The 20,907-nt window shown below is 70.1% G+C and carries 19 protein-coding genes; 12 read left to right on the top strand and 7 right to left on the bottom strand.

The features are described from left to right. Nucleotides 1-556 precede the first annotated feature (556 nt). The 3 genes from ACZ7SW_RS31855 to ACZ7SW_RS31845 are packed head-to-tail and all read right to left on the bottom strand — an operon-like array spanning nucleotide 557 to nucleotide 5,741. Nucleotides 557-1,447, bottom strand: coding sequence for an ROK family protein (locus ACZ7SW_RS31855; RefSeq protein WP_470234056.1), 891 nt, complete (start codon nucleotides 1,445-1,447; stop codon nucleotides 557-559). Beyond that, the gene (locus ACZ7SW_RS31850) at nucleotides 1,444-4,311 is read right to left on the bottom strand and encodes a glycoside hydrolase family 2 protein (protein WP_470234055.1); all 2,868 of its coding nucleotides are present in this window, start codon (nucleotides 4,309-4,311) and stop codon (nucleotides 1,444-1,446) included. Before ACZ7SW_RS31850 ends, ACZ7SW_RS31855 begins: the two co-directional genes overlap by 4 nt. Next, nucleotides 4,308-5,741, bottom strand: coding sequence for an APC family permease (locus tag ACZ7SW_RS31845; RefSeq protein ID WP_470234054.1), 1,434 nt, complete (start codon nucleotides 5,739-5,741; stop codon nucleotides 4,308-4,310). Before ACZ7SW_RS31845 ends, ACZ7SW_RS31850 begins: the two co-directional genes overlap by 4 nt. 287 nt (nucleotides 5,742-6,028) lie before the next feature. On the opposite strand from ACZ7SW_RS31845, the gene ACZ7SW_RS31840 reads away from it, so the two are divergent. From ACZ7SW_RS31840 to ACZ7SW_RS31830, 3 genes are all read left to right on the top strand, one after another. Beyond that, nucleotides 6,029-6,565: a GNAT family N-acetyltransferase gene (locus tag ACZ7SW_RS31840; protein WP_470234053.1), complete on the top strand. Its 537-nt coding sequence runs from the start codon at nucleotides 6,029-6,031 to the stop codon at nucleotides 6,563-6,565. Between the two features lie 238 nt (nucleotides 6,566-6,803). Next, a complete protein-coding gene (locus ACZ7SW_RS31835; protein WP_470234052.1) occupies nucleotides 6,804-7,883 on the top strand; it encodes a J domain-containing protein in 1,080 nt (359 codons plus the stop codon). Between the two features lie 39 nt (nucleotides 7,884-7,922). Beyond that, nucleotides 7,923-8,585, top strand: coding sequence for a DUF998 domain-containing protein (locus ACZ7SW_RS31830; RefSeq protein ID WP_470234051.1), 663 nt, complete (start codon nucleotides 7,923-7,925; stop codon nucleotides 8,583-8,585). Here the strand turns inward: ACZ7SW_RS31830 and ACZ7SW_RS31825 are convergent. The 3 genes from ACZ7SW_RS31825 to ACZ7SW_RS31815 all read right to left on the bottom strand — a co-directional run bounded on the left by ACZ7SW_RS31825 (nucleotide 8,506) and on the right by ACZ7SW_RS31815 (nucleotide 11,618). Beyond that, the gene (locus ACZ7SW_RS31825; protein WP_470234050.1) at nucleotides 8,506-9,663 is read right to left on the bottom strand and encodes a glycosyltransferase 87 family protein; all 1,158 of its coding nucleotides are present in this window, start codon (nucleotides 9,661-9,663) and stop codon (nucleotides 8,506-8,508) included. The two genes, ACZ7SW_RS31830 and ACZ7SW_RS31825, sit on opposite strands and share 80 nt — an antisense overlap. A gap of 103 nt (nucleotides 9,664-9,766) precedes the next feature. Next, the gene (locus ACZ7SW_RS31820; RefSeq protein ID WP_470234049.1) at nucleotides 9,767-10,429 is read right to left on the bottom strand and encodes a response regulator; all 663 of its coding nucleotides are present in this window, start codon (nucleotides 10,427-10,429) and stop codon (nucleotides 9,767-9,769) included. A 10-nt stretch (nucleotides 10,430-10,439) separates the two neighbouring features. Next, entirely contained in the window at nucleotides 10,440-11,618 is a 1,179-nt protein-coding gene (locus ACZ7SW_RS31815; protein ID WP_470234048.1) for a sensor histidine kinase, read from the bottom strand. Between the two features lie 205 nt (nucleotides 11,619-11,823). Here ACZ7SW_RS31815 and fabG point away from each other — a divergent pair, with 205 nt between their 5' ends. The 8 genes from fabG to ACZ7SW_RS31775 all read left to right on the top strand — a co-directional run bounded on the left by fabG (nucleotide 11,824) and on the right by ACZ7SW_RS31775 (nucleotide 18,973). After that, a complete protein-coding gene (fabG, locus tag ACZ7SW_RS31810) occupies nucleotides 11,824-12,579 on the top strand; it encodes a 3-oxoacyl-ACP reductase FabG (protein ID WP_470234047.1) in 756 nt (251 codons plus the stop codon). Between the two features lie 5 nt (nucleotides 12,580-12,584). Continuing rightward, nucleotides 12,585-13,037, top strand: coding sequence for a MaoC family dehydratase (locus ACZ7SW_RS31805; protein ID WP_470234046.1), 453 nt, complete (start codon nucleotides 12,585-12,587; stop codon nucleotides 13,035-13,037). 120 nt (nucleotides 13,038-13,157) lie between these two features. Next, nucleotides 13,158-14,183 (top strand): phosphotransferase family protein, encoded by a 1,026-nt coding sequence (locus tag ACZ7SW_RS31800; RefSeq protein WP_470234045.1) that lies wholly within the window; start codon nucleotides 13,158-13,160, stop codon nucleotides 14,181-14,183. After that, the gene (locus tag ACZ7SW_RS31795; protein ID WP_470234044.1) at nucleotides 14,183-15,406 is read left to right on the top strand and encodes an acyl-CoA dehydrogenase family protein; all 1,224 of its coding nucleotides are present in this window, start codon (nucleotides 14,183-14,185) and stop codon (nucleotides 15,404-15,406) included. The genes ACZ7SW_RS31800 and ACZ7SW_RS31795 overlap by 1 nt, the downstream gene beginning before the upstream one ends. Further along, entirely contained in the window at nucleotides 15,403-16,581 is a 1,179-nt protein-coding gene (locus ACZ7SW_RS31790) for an acyl-CoA dehydrogenase family protein (protein WP_470234043.1), read from the top strand. The genes ACZ7SW_RS31795 and ACZ7SW_RS31790 overlap by 4 nt, the downstream gene beginning before the upstream one ends. Further along, nucleotides 16,578-17,672 carry an acyl-CoA dehydrogenase family protein gene (locus ACZ7SW_RS31785; RefSeq protein WP_470234042.1) on the top strand — a complete coding sequence of 365 codons (1,095 nt, stop codon included), beginning with the start codon at nucleotides 16,578-16,580 and terminating at the stop codon, nucleotides 17,670-17,672. The genes ACZ7SW_RS31790 and ACZ7SW_RS31785 overlap by 4 nt, the downstream gene beginning before the upstream one ends. A 36-nt stretch (nucleotides 17,673-17,708) precedes the next feature. Continuing rightward, nucleotides 17,709-18,269, top strand: a complete 561-nt coding sequence (locus ACZ7SW_RS31780; RefSeq protein ID WP_470234041.1) for a GrpB family protein — start codon at nucleotides 17,709-17,711, stop codon at nucleotides 18,267-18,269. A gap of 110 nt (nucleotides 18,270-18,379) precedes the next feature. Then, nucleotides 18,380-18,973: a hypothetical protein gene (locus tag ACZ7SW_RS31775; protein ID WP_470234040.1), complete on the top strand. Its 594-nt coding sequence runs from the start codon at nucleotides 18,380-18,382 to the stop codon at nucleotides 18,971-18,973. Between the two features lie 108 nt (nucleotides 18,974-19,081). Here the strand turns inward: ACZ7SW_RS31775 and ACZ7SW_RS31770 are convergent, their stop codons facing one another. Continuing rightward, a complete protein-coding gene (locus ACZ7SW_RS31770) occupies nucleotides 19,082-19,474 on the bottom strand; it encodes a MerR family transcriptional regulator (RefSeq protein WP_470234039.1) in 393 nt (130 codons plus the stop codon). A 64-nt stretch (nucleotides 19,475-19,538) separates the two neighbouring features. On the opposite strand from ACZ7SW_RS31770, the gene ACZ7SW_RS31765 reads away from it, so the two are divergent. Further along, nucleotides 19,539-20,729, top strand: a complete 1,191-nt coding sequence (locus ACZ7SW_RS31765) for an MFS transporter (RefSeq protein WP_470234038.1) — start codon at nucleotides 19,539-19,541, stop codon at nucleotides 20,727-20,729. Nucleotides 20,730-20,907: the final 178 nt, after the last annotated feature.

The raw sequence follows: 20,907 nt of genomic DNA, 5'->3' as shown, positions 1-20,907 counted from the left end.
GGAGGGATGAGTGGCGCGGTGACGGAAGCCAGCGAGGAGGGGTGCGAGACGAGATCTGGCACGGCTAACGGCCGGACGGCGCGAGGGCGGGAAAGCCCGGCGGGCCGCCATCCGCGCGACCCACGACCAGACCAAGGGATGCGCGAGATCGGTTCAGCCGGAGCTCCGGCCGGGCCGAACGCGCCGAGCGCAGGAAACGGCGAGCAATAGCCGGAGGGATGGCGGGAAGGAAGCGCGAGTTCACGGGTGACGCGGCTGGTGGCCGAACCGCGCGAGCAACGGCGGGACCGGCATGCGCATGGGGATCAGGCAGCAAACCGAAGCAGGAGAACAAGAACAACCGACCCAGCACAGCCCGCGAAGAAGAAGTAGGGCACCCGCCAAAATCCCGAAAACCCAACCGCGCTCACGAGCGAAGCAGCAACGCGGATGGAGGCGCTCTCTCGGGAGCGCATCGTCGAGGCGGCGGTGGAACTGCTGGACGCGGCCAGCAGTTCCACCGGATTGGTACCCGTGACCGGCGAAGCGTCCGAACAACCCCGCCGGTCACGGAGTCTCACTCTTCCCGCAACGCCAACGCCACCGCGCCCAGCAACGCTGCGTCCTGGTCGAACCGCGCAGGCACCAGCTCCGGCGGGAACGGCACGGCCGCCGCCAGTCGCTCCTGCAAAGCAGGCAGCAGCACATCAGCCGACCGAACCAACCCGCCCCCGACCGCGATCCGCGAAGGGTCGAAGGCGATCGCCAAGTTGGCCACGTGCATGGAAAGCTCGTCCAGCGCCGAAGCGACGAGTTCCTTGGCCTCCGTATTTTCCCGCGCCAGCGCGAACAACTCCCCCGCCGTGACCGGGCGGCCGAGCAGCGCGGTCGCCCGCGTGCCCAGCCACCGGCCTCCGACGGCTTCCTCCAGCGGCGCCGCTCCGCTGGCGAATCCGTCGGTGTCTTGGGGGGTGCGCAGGTTGTATCCGATCTCCCCGGCCGCCCCGTTGGCGCCGGTCAGCAGGCGGCCGCCGACCAGGACCGCGGCGGCGATGCCGGTGCCTAGCGAGAGAAACACCGCGGGGTCGGCGCCCGCCAGGGTGCCCCACGTCCATTCGGCCAGGGCGGCGGCTTTCGCGTCGGTGCCGACCGCGACCGGCACCGCGGGGAAGGCCGCCGACACCAGCTCGGCCAGGTGGAGTTCTTCCCAGCCGGGCACGTTCGGGGCCAGCAGGATCCGGTCCGGCAGCACGATTCCGGGGCTCACGACCCCGATCGCGGCGATCCGGGCATCGGCGACCAGCTCGGCCGCCGCGGCCAAGGCCCGGGTGACCACCTGTTCGGCGCCCGCTTCGGCGTCGGTGTCCAGGCGGCGGGTCGCCAGCAGCGTGCCGGTCCGGTCGGACAGCCCCAGCGCCACTTTCGTGCCGCCGAAGTCGATGCCCAGGATCAGGTCGTCCGATGTCACTCGCGGGTCCCCTCGATGACCGGCGGGACAGCGCCCTGGCTGTCCCGGTGCGGACCGGCCGGTACCACGACCCGGCCGGTGTTGAACCCGTCGACGCTGACGGTCGGCCGGGCGCCGTGGAGGTCGGCGGCCCGGTAGCGGACGGTCAGCGTCTGCGACTGGCCCGGCCACAACGTGATGTCGTTGTCGTCCCAGGTCGCGGCTGGCAGCTGGGACCCGTCGGTGGAGCGCCGGAGGTCCGCCCGCAGGAAGAAACTGACCGCGGAGGTCTTAGACGTGTTGGCGACCGTGACCGTCGTCGCGGTGTCCGCGCCGTCCGGCCCGCGCGAGGGGCGGGTCGACGCGGTCACGTCGACCTGCGACTTCGGCAGGTCGCGAAGTGCGGTCAGGTCGCCGTACTGGCTCATCGTCGCCTGCGGGTTCTGCAGCGTCTTGGCCCAGTCCACGACGTCCTTCTGCGTCGACATCCAGTAGACGTTCCGGTCCACGACCTTCCCGGCCTGCCGCACCTGCAGCTCCACGAAATACACCTGCGCCTTCGCCGGCGCCTTCGTCTCCGCCGGGACCTTCGGCTTCAGCAATCCGGTCGCGACACCCTGGCTGTCCAGCGACACCGCCGGCGCGGTCTGGTCGTCGAGAACCTTGCCCGCGGTGTCATACACCTTGGCCTGCAAGGAAATCCCGTTCTGCCGCGCGGCGCCGAGGTTGTCCAGCGCGACCGTGCCGGTGTCATAGGCGTACAGCGCGTGCAGCGGCTTGTTCGCCTTCTGCGCGCCGAAGTACGCCCCCGGCTGATCGCCGTCGTTGTTGTACAGCGACCACAGCAGCGTCGGCCAGCCCTTGTTCAGCTGCCAGTACACGACGCCGGTCGACGGGTTCTTCTTGTCCTTGGAATGCGCGAGGAACGCCTCGAACTGGGAACGGGTGTTCTCGTAGTTCGCGATCTGCGCGGACTCCACATAGGACTCCAGCGAATCCCATTTTCCGTACCGGCGGGCGATCGATTCGTCCAAGGTGTACAGCGTGCCGAACTTGTAGCCGCCGTGCCCGGACTCGTAGTTCGCGTGGTACTGGTTGTACGCCGGGTCCTGCCACAGCTTCGCCTGCTCCTCCGGCGACAGGAACCGCCGGATCGAATCCAGGGTCGGCACGGTGTGCCCGGCACTCTGCTCGCTGGCGAAACCCCAGGCGCCGCCCGCGTTCGTACGGCTCGGGTCGGTCTTGTCGAAGGTCGACGAGTCGTACCAATAGGTCGGCGGGACCCAGTCGTAGGGGCCTTCCTTCTCCCCCGACGGGCCGAGCGTCTTCGTGCTCTTGTACTCCGCCGACGCGATCACCGGCACGTCCCAATCGGCTGCCTTGAACGCGCTCAGCGTCTCGGTTTCCTGCCGCGCGATCGGCTCGTTGTCGCTCCAGCCGTAGGTGATCACGCTGGGGTGGCTGCGTTCGGCCCGCGCGATCGAGTACGCGGAGTCGTGCATGATCCGGTAGTCGCGCTCGGTCAGTTTCTCCGGATGTTCCGGCTGCCAGGCGTCGCAGCAGAGGAATCCGCCGAGCACCAGCAGTCCGGCGCGGTCGGCCTGCTCGTAGAAGTCCGCGGGCATGTCGTGGCCTTCGAGCCGGACGCCGGACAGGCCCAGGTTCTTGATCAGCGCGAGCTGATGCGCGATGTCGGCCTTGTCGTAGCGCAGGAACAGGTCCGGCGCGAAACCGCCGCCGCGGAACACGAAGTCGCGACCGTTGACGGCGAACTTCCGCGCGCCGTCCGGCAGTGCCGGCGACTTGCCGATCAGCTTCGACGTCACCGTCCGGATCCCGAACGTCTCCGAGGACGACGTCGACACCACTCCGCCCTGCGAAACTGTCGTACCCAAGGTGTACAACGGCTGTGCACCCATCGAGTACGGCCACCACACTTGCGGCTTGACGATCTTCAACTGCGGGAACTTCGCGGGCGTGAACGTCACGGTTTGCTTGGCGTGCGCGGGAATCGTGACGTTCTGCTTCACCACGATCGGCGCGCCGCGGCCCGGCGTGACCGTCGCGGCGACCTCGCCGGTCTGCGGCGTGCCCGCGTCGTTGGTGACGTCGACCTTCGCGGTCAGCGAGGACGTCGACAGATCCGCCGCGTTGTCCTGCACGACGTGCGCGTTGTCGCCGCTCAGCGCGTCCGACAGCTGCAGCGTCGGCGGGAACTGCAGGCCGGTGTTGTTGTCCGGCACGATCTGCGCCCAGTCGGCCTGGTCGAGCGTGTACATCGAATTCGGGTCGTTCGGGTACATCTTGACCGCGAGCGTGTTCTTGCCCGGCCGCAGAAGTTTCGTGACGTCGAAGGTGTGGCCCGCGTACGCGCCGCTCACCACGTCTTTGCCCGCGACGAGCGTGCCGTTCACCCACACGTCGCCCTCGCCGACGACGCCCGGGATGGTCAGTTTCGCGTTCTTGCCCGGACGGAAACCGGGGTCGAAATCGGTGCGGAACCACCACGGGTCCATGAACTGCTTCGTGGTGACCGGCCCGCGCTTCGCCTGGTAGCCGAAGCATTTGCGCATGTTGTCGGAGTAATACGCGTTCGGGCACTTGCCGTTTTGCACCAGCGCGGTGATCTCGGTGCCCGGCGCGCCCGCGTCGTCCGGCTGCACCTTCAGCCAGCCGCGGGTCGGATAGCCGGGCCCCGACACCGCCGGGCCGCCGTCCTTGACCTGCGCGGTCGTCAGCACCTGCCAGCCGTCGAGCCCGATCGTCGACTGGCCCTGCGGACGGGAGGCCGTCGCCGTTTCCGGCTGCTGCGCGGAAGCAGTGGTCGACACCAAACCGGGGACAAGGACCAGCGCGGCGATCCCGGCGATCAGCGGTTTCCTCACGACTCCACCCCCGCGGGCTGGGACGCGAACGTCTCGCGGATTTCCTTGGGACCGAACGGCCACACCTTTTCCTTCGAGGCATAGATCAGGAAGGCGACAACCCCGAGGACGATCCAGGCCGCCGTCAGCCACTTCGACAACGCGGTCGCGGAATAGAAGACGTAAACCCACCCGAGAAGCGCGATGATCGTCGGCACCGGGTACAGCACCTGCCGGTAGGGACGCTTGAGATGCGGCTGCCGACGCCGCAGCGCCCAGATCGCCGCGACCTGCGCCAGAGACTGGATGATCACCAGCACCGTGACCGCCGCGTTGATCACGTCGGTCAAGGTGAACAGCGAACCGATCGCCGTGATCGCGCCCATCGCGAGCACGCCCGCGGTCGGGAGGTTCAGCTTCGGGTGCAGTTTGCCGAACACCGGCAGGAACACCTTGTCGCGCGCGGCTTCGAACGGCACCCGGGACCCGCCGAGCAGACCGGCGAACACCGAACCGACCGCGGCGATCACGATGAAGACGGTGACGATCTTGGCGGCCGCCGAACCCCACGCCTGCTCCAGCACCGACGACGCCACCGACGTCGCGTTCTTGATCGACTCCAGCGGCTGCGAGCCGAGAACGCCGACCTGAAGCAGGAAGTAGAGCGCCATGATGCCGAGGATGGAGAAGATGATCGAGCGCGGGAGCGTGCGGCCCGGATTCCGGACCTCTCCGCCGAGATACGCGCTCGTGTTGTAGCCGAGGTAGTCGTAGACGGCGATGACCAGGCCGGCGCCGAGACCGGACCACAACGAGCCGTCCCAGCTGAAGGCTCCCGGGGTGAAGGCGAACGCCTGGTGCGCGTCGAAGTGCGTGAAGGCCGCGATGATCACCGCGAAAACGGCGAACAGCATGATCAGGAACAGCGCGGTGGTGAGCTTGCTGATCTGGCCGATCCGGCGGAACAGCGCCAGCACGATCAGCACGACGAGGCCGATGCCGATGACCTTGCCCAGCGGGGTGACGCCGCCCGCGTCGGTCACGCCCGGCACGAGATAGCCCAGGTACTGGACCAGTCCGATGATGCCGGTGGACATGATGAGCGGGATGAACAGCACCGCGCTCCAGGCGAAGAGGAACGGCATCAGCCGCCCGGAGCGGTACTGGAACGCTTCGCGCAGGTAGATGTAGGTCCCGCCGGCCCCGGGCAGCGCGGCCCCCAGTTCGGCCCACACCAGCCCGTCGGCGAGCGCGATGATCGCGCCGATGATCCAGCCGAACATCGCCTGCGGGCCGCCCATGGTCGCGACCATCGCGGGGATGGTGACGAACGGGCCGATCCCGCACATCTGCGTCATGTTGATCGCGGTCGCCTGCAGCGGCCCGATCCGGCGTTCGAGACCGTTCCCCGGAAGGGTCGCGGAGTCCCCCGGGCGCGTGGGTGAGCTCACGTCGTGCCTCCATCCAATAGTTAGTAAAGCTTCTTAACATAGAATGAACGGGGTGGGGAAGGGCTGCGTCCGGAAAGTTGCCGAAACCGGTGCGGGAGTGGGAGAAGGGAACGATGGGGCGCGGGCTCGGCGGAGGGGGCGCGTCCCGGCGGGAACGGGCGCTCCGTCCGGAGGGCGCCGCTGACCGGGAGGCACCGCGCGCGGACGAGCGGAAAATCGGCTGACGGGCGGACCGCGCGACTGCCAGACTGCTTGCCGTCGTCTGCCGATCCGGGAGCGTTCGCCTGATGTCCCAACCGATTCTGCACACCGAGCGCCTCCGGCTGGTCCCGTTGTCCGCCGGACATCTCGAGCACCTGGCCGAACTCTCCGCCGACCCCGAGGTGATGCGCTATCTGGCCGGTGCGCAGACCCGGGAGCAGTCAGTCGACGAGCTCCGGCGAACCCTCGCGTACGCCGGTCGCGGGATCGGTTGCTGGACTGGCTTCGTCGACGCCGCTTTCGCCGGTTTCTGGTCGCTGCGCCCCGGCGAGTCCCCGGGAGAGGCCGAATTGGGCTACCGGCTGCTTCGCGGGTACTGGCGCAAGGGACTCGGCAAGGAGGGAGCGCGGGAGATGCTCCGGCACGGATTCCGCGACGTCGGCCTCGACCGCGTCTACGCCAGGACGGCAGCCCTCAATCAAGCTTCCCAGGCGACGATGGCCTCGATCGGGCTCCGGCACGTCCGGGACTTCATCGCCGACCCCGAGTACTTCGCGCCGGGCGACGACCTGCACGCGGTCGAGTACGCCGTCGGCCGCGACGAGTGGCTGGCGCGGGGCTAGCGTGTTCGCCTGACGTCCCAACCGATCTTGCGCACCGAGCGCCTCCGGTTGGTCCCGTTGTCCGCCGGGCATCTCGCGCACCGGGCCGAACTGGGGTACCGGCTGCTTCGCAAGCATTGACGCAACGGACTCGCTGCGGAAACACGTTCACTCCGGCGCGCCGCGGAGGCGGATGGCACCCCTCCCCCGCGACCCCATATCGTTGCGCGAGCAGCCGTCCGGAGGTGGAACCCGAACCGTGCCCGACTACTACGCGGTACTCGGCGTGGGCAAAACCGCGTCCCCCACGGAGATCAAGGCCGCCTACCGCCGGCTGGCCAAGACGCTGCACCCGGACGCGGGCGGCACGGTCGGCACGTTCCAGCTCTTGCGCGAGGCCTACGACACCCTCGCCGACCCCAACGAACGCGCTCGCTACGACGCCGGCGTCCCGGCCGCCTCGGTGCCCAAACCCCGGCCGCGGCGGCGGTTCGGCGAGCAGCCCGGCTACCGGCCGGAAGCGCCGGACATCGATCCGGAAAGCCTGGAGTGGTGGTCGTTCGCCGCGGCCGACCCTCGCATGCGGCACGGGCGGCGGCGCGGGCCGGGGCACACGCCGGTCGTCGCGGCGATCGCCGGCGCCGTGCTGGTGCTGTTGCCGCTGCTCGCCGGGGTCGACTTCACGCCGCCGGTGCTGATCGTCTGGCTCGCGCTCACCGCGGGCACCGCGCTGCTCGTGCACCGGCTCGCCCGAGGCTTCCTCTCCGCCCGCCGCGCCCGGCACGAGTTCGCCGAGGAATTCGGTGGCAGCGCGGTGTTCGGTTCCCCCGGCGACGAGGCCGACGAGCTGGCCGAACGGCTCACCGCCGACCTGCTGGAGCGGTATCTCACCCGGTTGCCCGGCGCGCGCATCTTCCACGGTCTCGCCTGGCCCGGTTCGGTGTTCGCCGACGTCGACCACGCGGTGCTGTGCGGGAAACGCCTGGTGCTGGTCGAGTCGAAGCTGTGGCTGCCCGGGCATTACGAAACCGCCGAGGACGGACGGCTGCTGCGCAACGGCCGCCCGTTCCGCGGCGGCGGCACCCAGCTGGAAGAAAGCCTGGACCGCTACCGCGAGCTGCTGCCCGGCGTCGCGCTGCGCGGAGCGATGATCGTGTACCCCAGCCGTGACGGCGAGGTCACCACTGCCGAACCGGACGGCGAACCGGCTCCGCCGATGACGCCGGAGCAGTTCCTGCACGAGGTCGGCGGCTGGCTGTCCGCCGAACCGTCCACTGTGGACCACAACGCGCTGCGCACGGTGCGCGCGCAGGTCACCGGGTCCGGCCGGGCTGCCTGACTCACCGGGGACATATCCGGCACGTGTCACGCTGAGTGCATGACGACCTTGCCGGCAGGCCGCCGCCCCGCGCTGGCCGGGATCGCCGCGCTCGCTCTCGGCGCCGTGCTGATGCTGCTGTTGCAGGTGGTGCCACCCACCGACGAGATCAGCGCGACCCGGCGGACCATCAGCGAATACGGGCTGTCGGAACACAAATGGGTGTTCGACCTGGCTGTCGTGCTCGTCGCGGCCGGTTCGGCGGTCGCGTTCGCCGTGCTGCGGCGGCAAGGACGGCTGCCAGGCCTCGCGGCAGTGTTCGGAGCGTTCTGGACAGCCGGATTGCTGGTGATCGTCGCGTTCCCGAAGACCGACTGGGCCAACGCGGCGGCGACCGGCGCGGGCGGCACGCTGCACCGGATCGCCAGCGTCGTCGCCTTCATCTGCCTTCCGCTCGCAGTGCTCGTCTCAGCGCGCCCGGCCTTTCCGGACTCGCCGCGCCGCCGACTCCTCGCCCGTGCGCTCGCCGTGGCGTCCCTCGCCTGGTTCGCGGTGATCCTCGGCGCGGTCGCGGTCGCCGCGTTGACTGACCAGCACTGGTGGCTGCTCATCCCGCTGGGCCTCGTCGAACGCGGGATGGCGCTCACCGAACTCGTCGCGCTAGCCGTCCTGGCCGCTCCGCGCGGTGCCGAACGGACGGCCGGACCAGCATCCGGACAGTAAGGACTGCACCCGCGGTCAACGCACTCAGCACATAGGCGTTGCCGAACACCGCCTCGACCGGATTCCAGGACAGCTCCCGGTGCCCGCCCTCGGGAACCACAGCCAGCGCGACGCCGGTGAAAACCGCTCCGGCACACACCAGCGCAGCCCGCCTGGTCACGAGAAATCCGACCAGCGGCACGGCCCAAATCCAATGGTGCGTCCAGGAAAGCGGGCTCACCAGCAGGCCGCACCCAGCCGTCACGAGCAGCGCGGCTCGCGGATCGCCGCGCCGGTGGAACTCGCGGACCAGCAACGCACCCGCCGCCAGGCACAGCGCGGCCGACGCCGCGTACCAGCCGAGCGAGGTCGCGCCGAACCGCGCGAACATCCCGTGCAGGGACTGGTCGAGCACCCAGTCGACGGTTTCCGCATTGCGGTTGTCCAGCACCGCCGAGGTCCAGTACCGGATCGAGTCGCCCGGCAGGACCAGCGCCCCGGCCGCGCTCACCCCGGCGAAGGTCGCCAGCGCGCGCCACGCGTCGGCACGACGGCCGGTCAGGAACAGGTGCGGAACGAAAATCAGCGGAGTCAGCTTCACCGCCGCGGCCAGTCCGATCAGCATCCCGCCGGTTCTGCGGTCGCGGACCGGCAGCGCGTCCAGCACCACCATGGCCATCAGCACGCCGTTGATCTGGCCCAGCGAAATCATCCGCCACACAGGTTCCAGGACCGGCAGGAGACAGAGCGTCAGCAACGGTCGTTCGCGGGCGAACCGGCGCGTCACCGACCACAGCGCGAACACCGAGCCGACCGCGAGCAGCAACCACGCGAAGTGCGCCGGGAGCACCGCCAGCGGCAGGAACAGCAACACCGCGCTCGGCGGATACGTGAACGGCAGTTCCAGCACGGACCTCGGGTCCAGCGCGAGCAAGGGCTCGTAGAGCGGCTGTCCGCGCAGCACGGCCAGCGCACCGGCGCGGTACACCGCGCTGTCCACCCCGAGCGGCGCGCCGCCGAGCCAGCGGACGACGGCGATCCCGGTCAGCGCGGCGATCGCCGCCGCCAGCCCGAGGACAATCTTTTTCTCTTGGCGCACAAGGGAAAGCTAGGAAGGTCAGCGCCCCGGAATCGTCGGTCCGCGGAGCCGTCTTCGGCTGCTCCCCCGGTAGCGTCCCCTCGCGCCGGGTGCTACCGGCGTATCACTGGCCCGGCACCACGAACTTCGCCTCGTAGGCCAGCACCACCGCCTGCGCGCGGTCGCGGACCCCGAGTTTGCCGAGCACCCGGCTGACGTGCGTCTTGGCGGTCTGCTCCGCGATCACCAGCTGCCCGGCGATGTCCGCGTTGGACAGTCCGCGCGCGATCAGCCGCAGCACCTCGAGTTCGCGCGCGGTCAGCTCGGACAGCCTGCCGACGTCCTGCGACGGCGGCCGCGTCCCGGCGAACCCCTCGATCACCCGGCGGGTGATCGAGGGCGCGAACAGCGCGTTGCCCGCGGCGACCATCCGGACCGCGACGACCAGATCGTCCAGCGGGGAGTCCTTCAACAGGAACCCGCTGGCCCCGGCACTGAGCGCGCCGTAGACGTACTCGTCGGCGTCGAACGTGGTCAGCACGAGAACCCGCGGCGCGGCGTCCCGGCCGCCGCCGAGGATGAGCCGGGTGGCGGCAAGCCCGTCGAGGTCCGGCATCCGGATGTCCATCAGCACCAGGTCCGGGCGCAGCGCGCGGCACGCGGCCACCGCCTCGGTCCCGGTGGCCGCCTCGCCGGTCACCTCGATGTCCGGCTGTGCGTCCAGCACCGCGCGAAAACTCTGCCGGACCATGGTCTGGTCGTCGGCGATCACCACCGTCACCGCCATGCGGTCCCCCTCAGTCCAGCGGAACGGTCACGACGACCGCGAACCCGCCGCCGTCCCGCCGCCCCGCGGAGAACGTACCGCCGAGCGCCGCCGCCCGTTCCCGCATCCCGAGCAGCCCGTGCTTTTCCCGGCCCGCCGTGTCTTCCGGAGCGCTCTCGACGGCGCCGGTGTCCTGGACGGCGAGCCGCAGCTGTCCCGGATCGACGTGCACGAACACCTCGACCGGCGCGCCGGGAGCGTGCCGCACCGCGTTGCTGAGCCCTTCCTGGACGATCCGGTAGGCCGACAACCCGACGCCCTCGGGCAACCCGCGGCAATCGCCGCGCAGTTCGAACCGCACTTCGACGCCCGCCGCGCGGACCCGTTCCACCAGCTGTCCGATCTGCTCGGCTCCGGGCTGCGGCTCGGTTTCCCGGCCCGCCTGCTCGGCGCGCAGCAAGCCGAGCAGCCTGCGCATCTCGGTCATCCCGTTGCGGGCGGTGTCCTGGATCGACTGGAATTCCTCGCGCAGCCCTTCGTCGAGGCCGGGGAACCGGTAGCGCGCCGAGTCCGCGCGCATGGCCAGCACCGACATGTGGTGCGCGACCACGTCGTGCAGCTCGCGCGCGATCCGGGCCCGTTCCTCCAGCACCGCCCGGCGCGTCGACTCCGCTGCCAGGTCGCGTTCGGCTCCGCGCAGCCGCGAAACCAGCCAGCCGAACGCCAGCGGCACCGCGAGCAGCACGCAGATCACGACCAGTTCGCCGCGCACGTTCGCCAGCGACGCGCTGACCCCGGCGGAGATCAGCCAGACCCACCCCAGAACGCCCGGCCGGTGGTTGCGGCCGACCGAGGCGAGCACCGGGACCGCCGCGAAGGCGAGGCCGCCGGTCCACGGCCAGCCGAACCGTTCGTGGATCCCGTAAAGCTGGTTCGCGCAGGCCACGACGACGATCAGCACCCGCCAGGACCACAGCGGGCGCACCAGGGTGAGCCCGACCGAGAACATGGTCAGCGCGGCCGCGGGCACCAGCGTGCCCTCAGGGGCGCGGTCGGCGGGAAAGTACGCGAGCACTCCGGCGACGACCGCGGCGAACCCGATCAGCACTTGGTGCTTCCGGCCGGGCACCACAGCGGGAGCGCCGCCGCCGGCCACCGTCTCCCCCAGCGCGCGTCCCGCCGCGGCAAGAGGCGCGCTCGTGATCCTCATCGGCGGCGACCCTACCGGTCCCGGCCGATTTCCCGGCCGCACGCGGCGAACCGCGCTCGCGGGGTCTCGCGGAAATCGCGTACTAAGCGTACGCTTAGCCGCCAGCGACAGGTGCCGCGCCGTGGCATCCTGCGCAGGCAGTCCGAGCGTGCCCAGCCTGTCCGGACGTGCCGGGCAGGCTTTCCCCGACGATGAGGAGATCCCCGTGACCGCTTCCCGTGTGGCCATCGTGACCGGCGCCGGCCGTGGCATCGGCGCCGCCGTAGCCCGCCGCCTCGCTTCCGACGGGTTCGCCGTCGGCCTGCTGGACCTCGACGAGGCCGGGGTGAAACAAGGCGCGGAGGCGATCGCCGCCGAGGGCGGCCGCGCGGTCGGCGTCGCGCTGGACGTCAGCGACGCCGGGCAGGTCGAGACCGCGGTGACCCGCGTGGCCGAGGAACTCGGCGCGCCGACCGTGCTGATCAACAACGCCGGCATCACCCGCGACAACCTGCTGTTCAAGATGACCGAACAGGACTGGGACTCGGTGCTGAACGTGCACCTGCGCGGTTCGTTCCTGATGACCCGCGAGGTGCAGAAGTACCAGACGCAGGAGAAGTGGGGCCGGATCGTCAACCTGTCCAGCACCTCGGCGCTGGGCAACCGCGGGCAGGTCAACTACTCCGCGGCCAAGGCGGGCATGCAGGGCTTCACCAAGACGCTGGCGATCGAACTGGGCAAGTTCGGCGTCACCGCCAACGCGATCGCCCCCGGGTTCATCGCCACCGACATGACCGCGGCGACCGCCGAGCGCGTCGGCATGAGCTTCGAGGACTTCAAGGCCGCGGCCGCCTCGCAGATCCCGGTGCAGCGCGTCGGCACGCCCGAGGACATCGCGAACGTCGCGTCGTTCCTGGTCAGCGAGGGCGCGGGATTCGTGTCCGGCCAGGTCATCTACGTCGCCGGCGGACCGAAGGACTGATCTCGATGCGCGTGTTCTCCGATGTCGCCGAACTCGCCGAAGCAGTGGGCGGGCCGTTGGGCACGAGCGAATGGCACACCGTCTCCCAGGAGCAGGTGCAGCTGTTCGCCGACGCCACCGGCGACCACCAGTGGATCCACCTCGACGCCGAAAAGGCCGCCGCGGGCCCGTTCGGCACGACGATCGCGCACGGATTCCTCACGCTGTCGTTGATCCCGGCGTTCCTGCCGGAGATCTACCGGGTCGACGGCCTGAAGATGGGCATCAACTACGGCCTCAACAAGGTCCGGTTCCCGCAGCCGGTGAAGGTGGGCTCGCGGGTGCGCGGGACCGCCGACCTGGTGGAGCTGACGGACGTGCCCGGCGGCAAGCAGGCCGTGGTGCGCTGGACCGTCGAGATCGAGGGCGAGGACAAACCCGCCTGCGTCGCCGAGATGGTTTCCCGGCTCATTCTCTGAACCCCTGCCCTCGCACGCGCCACGACCGAGCGGTCCGTGAGGGGAACCCTGAGGGAATCAGAGTCCCTCAGGGTTCCCTTCACGGACCTCCGCATCGCCCAACGAACTGGAGTCCTTCCGATGACCGAAACCGACCCGCCCGGCCTCGATCTGGCGAGGCTGCGCGCCCATCTCGACCGCGAGCGGCCCGGGCTCGTCTCCGGCGCCCTCACCGCGGACGTGGTGCAGGGCGGGCGGTCCAACCTCACCTATCTCGTCACCGACGGCGCCCAGCGGTGGGTCGTGCGCCGTCCGCCGCTCGGGCATGTGCTGCCGACCGCGCACGACATGCGGCGCGAGTTCCGCGTGATGAGCGGGCTGGCCGGAACTCCCGTCCCGGTGCCGGAAACCGTTCTGCTGTGCGAGGACGCGGACGTTCTCGGCGCGCAGTTCTACGTGATGGAGTTCGTCGAGGGCACGCCGTACCGGACCGCCGAGGAGCTGGAGCAGCTCGGCCCGCAGCGGACGAGGGCGATCGCCGATTCGCTGGTGGACACGCTCGTCGACCTGCACGCGGTCGATCCGGAAGCGGTCGGGCTCGGCGATTTCGGCCGTCCGGAAGGCTTTCTGGAACGCCAGCTGCGCCGGTGGAAGAAGCAGCTCGACGGATCGCGCAGCCGCGACCTGCCGGGCGCGGACCGGCTGCACGACCAGCTCGCCGCGGCGATCCCGGCGTCCGGCCCGCCCGCCATCGTGCACGGCGACTACCGGCTGGACAACGTGCTCGTCGACGGCGACGACCGGATCACCGCGGTGCTGGACTGGGAGATGTCCACGCTCGGCGACCCGCTCACCGACCTCGGCCTGATGATCACCTACGCGCAACGGGATCAGCTCTCGCTGCCGATGGTGTCCAACGCCAGCAGCGCGCCCGGCTACCCGGACACCGACGAGACGATCGCCCGCTACGCGCAGCGTTCCGGCCGCGATCTGTCCGCGCTGAACTGGTACGTGAGCTTCGCGTACTTCAAGCTCGCGGTGATCCTCGAGGGCATCTACTTCCGTTTCCAGCAAGGCAAAACCGTCGGCGAGGGCTTCGACCAGATCGGCGCCGCCGTCGCCCCCCTGATCGAGCAGGGCAGCAAGACGCTCACCAAGGAGAACTGATGGACTTCGCGTTCGACGCCCGTACCGAGGAACTGCGCGGGCAGCTGCTCGAATTCATGGATTCGCACGTCTACCCCGCCGAAGCTGTTTTCCACGAGCAGCTGGCCGCGCGCACCGATCCGTGGTCGCCGCCGCCGGTCGTCGACGAACTGAAGGCCGAGGCACGCAAGCGCGGGCTGTGGAACTTCTTCCTGCCCGGCGACCACGGTGCGGGCCTGACGAACCTGCAGTACGCGCCGCTGGCCGAGATCACCGGCCGCAGCCCGCACCTCGCGCCCGCCGCGGTCAACTGCGCCGCGCCGGACACCGGGAACATGGAAGTGCTGACCATGTTCGGCAGCGAGCAGCAGAAGAAGCAGTGGCTGGAACCGTTGCTGGCCGGGGAGATCCGCTCCGCGTTCGCGATGACCGAGCCCGACGTGGCGTCCTCGGACGCGCGCAACATCGCGACGAGCATCCGCCGCGAGGGCGACGAGTACGTCGTCAACGGGCGCAAGTGGTACATCACCGGCGCGATGAACCCGAACTGCAAGATCTTCATCGTGATGGGCAAGACCGATCCGGACGCGCCCGCGCACAAGCAGCAGAGCATGATCCTGGTCCCGCGCGACACGCCGGGCCTGACCGTCGTGCGCGGCATGCAGGTGTTCGGCTACACCGACGGCGACCACGGCGGACACGCCGAGGTGCTGTTCGAGGACGTGCGGGTGCCCGCGGAGAACCTGATCGCCGACGAGGGTTCCGGGTTCGCCATCGCGCAGGCCCGCCTCGGCCCCGGCCGCATCCACCACTGCATGCGCGCGATCGGCATGGCGGAGCGGGCGCTGGAGGCGATGTGCCGGCGCACGCTGTCGCGCGAGACGTTCGGCCGTCCGATCGCCGATTCCGGCGTGGTGCAGGACTGGATCGCCGAGGCGCGCGTGCGGATCGAACAGCAGCGGCTGCTGGTGCTGAAGACCGCGTGGCTGATGGACACCGTCGGCAACCAGGGCGCGCACACCGAGATCCAGGCGATCAAGATCTCCACTCCGCTGGCCGTCGAGTGGATCCTGGACAAGGCGATCCAGGCGCACGGCGCGGGCGGCGTCTCGCAGGACTTCCCGCTGGCGGAGATCTGGGCCGGGGTCCGCACGCTGCGGCTCGCCGACGGCCCGGACGAGGTGCACAAGCGTTCGCTGGCCCGGCGCGAGCTGAAGAAGTACCGGACGGAGGCGGGCAAGTGACCGCCGAGGAGCTGCGCGCGCAGGTCGCCGCGTTCCTGTCGCGACACGACCCGGCTGAGTTGTCCACTTTGGACTTCCTGCGGGCCCGGTTCGACGCCGGGCTCGCCTGGGTGCACTTCCCCGAATGCCTTGGCGGACAGGGCGCTCCGCGCGCGCTGCAGGGCGAGGTCGAGGCGGCTTTCGCCGCCGCTGGCGCACCGGACAACAACCCGCGCCGGATCCTGATCGGGCTCGGCATGGCCGCGCCGACGATCCTCGCGTTCGGCACTGAAGAGCAGAAGAAGCGCTACCTCCGTCCACTGTGGACCGGCGAGGAGGTGTGGTGCCAGCTATTCAGCGAACCGGGCGCCGGCTCCGATCTCGCCGCGCTGGCCACCCGCGCGGTCCGCGACGGCGACGACTGGGTGGTGACCGGGCAGAAGGTGTGGACGTCCAGCGCGCATCTCGCGCAGTGGGCCATCCTCGTCACCCGCACCGACCCGGACGTGCCGAAACACCAGGGCATGACGTACTTCCTGTGCGACATGACCGCGCCCGGCGTCGAGGTGCGGCCGCTGCGGCAGATCACCGGCGAGGCGGAGTTCAACGAGGTTTTCCTGACTGAGGTGCGGATCCCGGACTCGCAGCGGATCGGCGCGGTCGGCGAGGGCTGGAAGGTCGCGCAGACCACGCTGATGAACGAACGCGTCGCGATCGGCGGCACCGCGATGCCGCGCGAGGGCGGCATGATCGGGCTCGTCGCGAAGACCTGGCGGGACCGTCCCGAACTGCGGACGCCGGAACTGCGCGACCGGCTCGCGCAGCACTGGGTCGAAGCCGAATCGCTGCGGCTGGCCGGGGAACGGCAGCGCCAGCAGCTCGCGGCGGGCGCGCCCGGCCCGGAGGGTTCGGCGATGAAGGTGGCGTTCGCCGAGCTGAACCAGCAGCTGTCCGGCCTGGAGCTGGAACTGCTCGGCGAAGAGGGCCTGCGCTACGAGGACTGGACGATGCGCCGTCCGGAACAGGTCGACTTCTTCGGCCGCGACGCCGGGTACCGGTACTTGCGCGCCAAGGGAAACTCGATCGAAGGCGGTACCTCGGAGGTGCTGCGGAACATCATCTCCGAACGCGTGCTGGGGCTGCCGTCCGAGCCGCGGGTGGACAAGGACGTCGCTTGGAAGGACCTGCCGCGATGAGCACGCCGGACCTGCTGTACTCGGAGGTGGAAGAGGACCTGCGGTCCTCGGTGCGGGCGCTGCTGACCGACCGCGCCGGGCCGTCCGCCCTGCTGGCGCGGGTCGAGACGGACACTCCCTACGACCTCGCCCTGTGGAAGACCTTGGCCGCAGATCTCGGCGCTGCCGGGCTGATGGTGCCGGAATCCCTTGGCGGACACGGGGCTTCGCCGCGCGAGGTCGCGGTCGTGATGGAGGAACTGGGCCGGAGCGTCGCGCCGGTACCTTACCTGGGCAGCGCGGTGCTCGCGACTGCCGCGTTGCTGGCCGCGGGCTCGGAGCTGCTCCCCCAGCTCGCTTCCGGCTCGGTGATCGGTGCTCTGGCGGTGCCTTTGTCGACCGCGCCGGGTTCGCCTTTCCCCTCTGCCGTCGAGTTCGCTGACGGTGTTTTGACCGGTCGAGTGTCCACAGTGGTCGATGCCTCGGTCGCTGATCTGCTGATCGTTCCGGCTGTCGGTCCGGATGGGCCTGGACTGTATGCCGTGGACGCTTCCGCGGCGACTGTGACCGAGGCCGTGTCGCTGGACCTGACACGCCGCGTCGCCGACGTGACGCTGGATTCTGTTGCCGCGCAGGTGATTTGCACTGGTTCCGCGGCCGCGGAGGCTTTGGACAGCGCGCTGACCACTGCGGCCGGATTGCTGGCTTCGGAGCAAACGGGCATCGCCGAGTGGGCGTTGACTGAAACCGTGACGTACCTGAAGGGCCGGTACCAGTTCGGCCGCCCGGTCGGCGGTTTCCAGTCGCTGAAGCACCGGTTGGCGAATCTGTACACGGAACTGGTGAACGCACGGGCGACGGCTCGGTATGCGGCAGATGCGCTGGCAACCGGGAACGACGTGCCGATCGCCGTGGCGGTCGCACAGGCGCGGGTGTCGCCGATCGCGGTGCACGCGGCGGAGGAAGCCGTTCAGCTGCACGGCGGGATCGGGATGACGTGGGAACATCCGGCGCATCTCTATCTGAAGCGGGCCAAGAGCGACCAGATCGCTTTCGGCACGCCGGGGCGGCATCGGGCTCGGTTGGCTGACCTCGTGGATCTGCCTGCCTGAGGTTTTTTGTCGGTGGCCGGGGTTACCGTGGCTGATGTGTCCGATACCCCGGCCTGGGCCTTTGAGCGGCCCGAAATCCGTCCCCCGGATCCGACGTGGGCGCCGCGGGGCTCCGCACTGTGCGCGGAGCTTGCGCGGCTTCTCGCGCCGTGGCTTGCCCGTGAGCAGGTGGAACACATCGGCTCAACGGCGGTGCCCGGCTTGGCGGCCAAACCGGTGCTCGACGTGATGGCGGCGGTGCGGGATCTGTCGGCGGAGACGGTCTCGGCGGTGGTACCGGTGCTTTCGGAGCACGGGTGGTGTTTCGTGCCGCCGGAACTGGATGTCGCCGCACCGTGGCGACGGTTTTTCGTGCTGCCGGACGCGGAGGGGCGGCGTCGGGTAGCGCATCTGCATCTCCTGCCGGAGGGACATCCGAGGTGGCACGCACAGCTGAAGTTCCGGGACGCGCTGCGAGCGGATCCGAGGTTGGCGGCGGAGTATGCCGAGCTGAAGCGGCGGCTGGCCGGGGAGGTGACTGATCGGGAGGAGTACACGGCGGGGAAGACGGAGTTCGTGCGGCGGGTCCTGGGGGCTTCGGGAGCACGGCTGGCTTGACTGCGGGTACCCGATTGAGGCGCGAGCGGCGGCTCCGACTCGGCGAGGAGGCTGCCTGGGGAACGTCCGCGTCTGGCCCGGGAGTGCTCGCTTCGTGACATGCTGGACCGGTGGAGAAGCGTCGCCGGATCGGCCGTGCGCCCAGTGGCTCCGAGGTACGGCGGGTACTGCGCGCGATCGGCTCTCGCGGTGCCGGCGACGAGGTGATCCGAGAGCAGATCACCTGGCTGCGGTGGGAGAATGACCACGCCGAGGCAGTCTTCCTGCCGCCGGGACTGCCGCTCGGCTCCGTGTGGAACGTCAAAAAGGCCTTGCTGCGGGACCTGTGCACCGCACCGTCCCTCGCCCCGTTCGAGGACGAGCTGGCCGATCTGGTCATCGGCGTGGTCTACCGCCGCCAGGAAGCCTGCGACCGCGGCTACTCGCGACTCGCGCTTCGCCTGGACTGTCCGCGTCTGCGGTCGGCCTTGGCCGCCGCGATGACGAGCCGGAGCGAAGGCGCCCGGACGCGGGCGGCGTGGCTGCTCAATGTCCTCGACCATCCCGAGGTCCCGCCGACGCCTGCCAGCTGGCGGGCCTGGACCGCCGCCCAGGGGCTGCCGCACTCGACCGGCCGTGCCGCGCCCGAAGACCACCGCGATCAAGTCCACGCCCGCCGTCACGCGGCGATGGCCGCTCCGCGGGAGCCGGCACCACGTCGTTGACGGCCGATGCCAGGAATTCACGCTGCGTCGACCGCACCCGGTCCAGCTGATCCATCGCCGCATCGACCACCGCCACGATGATCTGCCGCATGACCGGCCGTCGCGGCGTTAGGCCGTCGCCGCCGGGTTCTCCGGGCCTCGCAGACGTGGCCGGGCCTGCCCCAGATAGGCGTCGATCGCCTCCCGGTCCTTGGCGAGCGCCTCGATGCGCCGCTGAATCCGTTCCCGTTCGTGCTCGAGTTTGGCCAGCGTTTCGGGAGCGACCACGCGCATGTGGATCGCGCCGGGACTGTTCAGGCACGGCAGGATGGCGCGGATGATCCGGGTGGGGATGCCGTGCTCGAGCAGGCCGCGGATCTTGTGCACCCGGTCCAGGGAGGCTTCGGTGTACTCGCGGTAACCGTTGTCGTCCCTGGTGGACCGGAGCAGCCCCTTCTCTTCGTAATACCGCAGCAAGCGGACGGAAACACCGGTCTGTCGCGCCAGCTCCCCGATTCGCATGTGCCCCACCTCACCACTCGTCGGCTTGACCCTGACACCAGTGTGAGACGCTGAGGATAGCCGCATGACTGTGGATGCCGCCCCTCCCTGTGACGTCCGCCCGAAGCTGCCGCTCGGTGCGCTGCTGGCTTTCGCGACGGTGGTCTTCATCGGTTGCGTGACCGAGACGCTGCCCGCCGGGGTGTTGCTCGGCATCAGCGCCGACCTGCGCATTTCCGAGGCACAGGCAGGACAACTGGTCACGGTGTATGCCATCAGCACGGCGGCGACGGCGGTGCCGCTGACCGCGTTGAGCGCTCGCCTGCCGCGTCGTGCGCTGTTGCTGTGCCTGATCCTCGCCTTCGCCGTGGTCAACGCGATCACCGCGGTCTCGTCGGTGTATGCGGTGACACTGGCGGCCAGGGTTCTCGCGGGCGCGGTGTCCGGGGTGCTGTGGGCGATGATCCCCGGCTATGCCATGCGAATGGTCCCGGCGGCCCACGCGGGGAAGGCGCTGGCGATCGCGATGGCGGGTACCCCGATCGGGTTCGCGGCCGGGGTGCCGGCCGGGACGATACTGGGCGACGTGGTCGGCTGGCGCTACGCGTTCGCCATGCTGGTCGCCATCGCGGTGCCGCTGGCATGCTGGGTCCGATGGCAGGCCCCGCCGCTGGCCGGAGAACCGGCGGGGCAGCGCACGGCCCCCTGGAAAGTCCTTGCCGTCAAGGGTTTTCCCGCCGTGCTGGTCACCACGTTCATCTTCGTCCTCGGACACAACGTCCTCTACACCTACCTCGGGCCGGTACTCGCCGCGACCGGTGAAGCGCGGCTGCTCGGCTCCGTGCTGCTGGTCTTCGGCGGCACCTCCGTGCTGGGTATCTGGCTGGTGGGCGCGGTGATCGACAAGCGGCCGCGCTCGCTGGTGCTCGCTTCGACCGCGGCGTTCGCCGTCGCGGGCGTGCTGATCGGGTCCGCCGCGGACCGGCCGGTCCTGCTTTACGCCGCCGTTGCTGTGTGGGGCTTGGCTTTCGGTGGAGCGCCCACCCTGTTCCCCGCCGCGGCGGCCAGAGTCGCCGGACGCACCGCGGACGTCGCGCAGTCACTCGCGATCACGGTCTGGAACCTCGCGATCGCGGGTGGAGCGCTCCTGGGCGGATCGGTGCTCGACCGGGCCGGAACCGCGACCCCGCTGCCCTGGATCGCGGTGACGCTGACCGCACTGGCCTTGGCCGTGGCGATCGCCGCCCGGCGCGGTTTCCCGGCCGTCCGACGGTGACCCGGTGCGACGGACGGATCCGTCCCCTGCTCGGATCCGTCCGGCCGGCGCGGGGCGACGACGAGGCCGCACCCCTCGAAACGGCGGCCTCGTCGCCAAACTTCGCCCTGCCCGGCCGGGGTTGATCAAGCTCGGCGGGATCGATCAGCCCCAGCCGACCCGGCAGCGCCCGACCCGA

The sequence above is a fragment of the Amycolatopsis sp. NPDC114484 genome (assembly GCF_055633755.1).
This window is presented reverse-complemented; position numbering and strand designations above follow the sequence as displayed.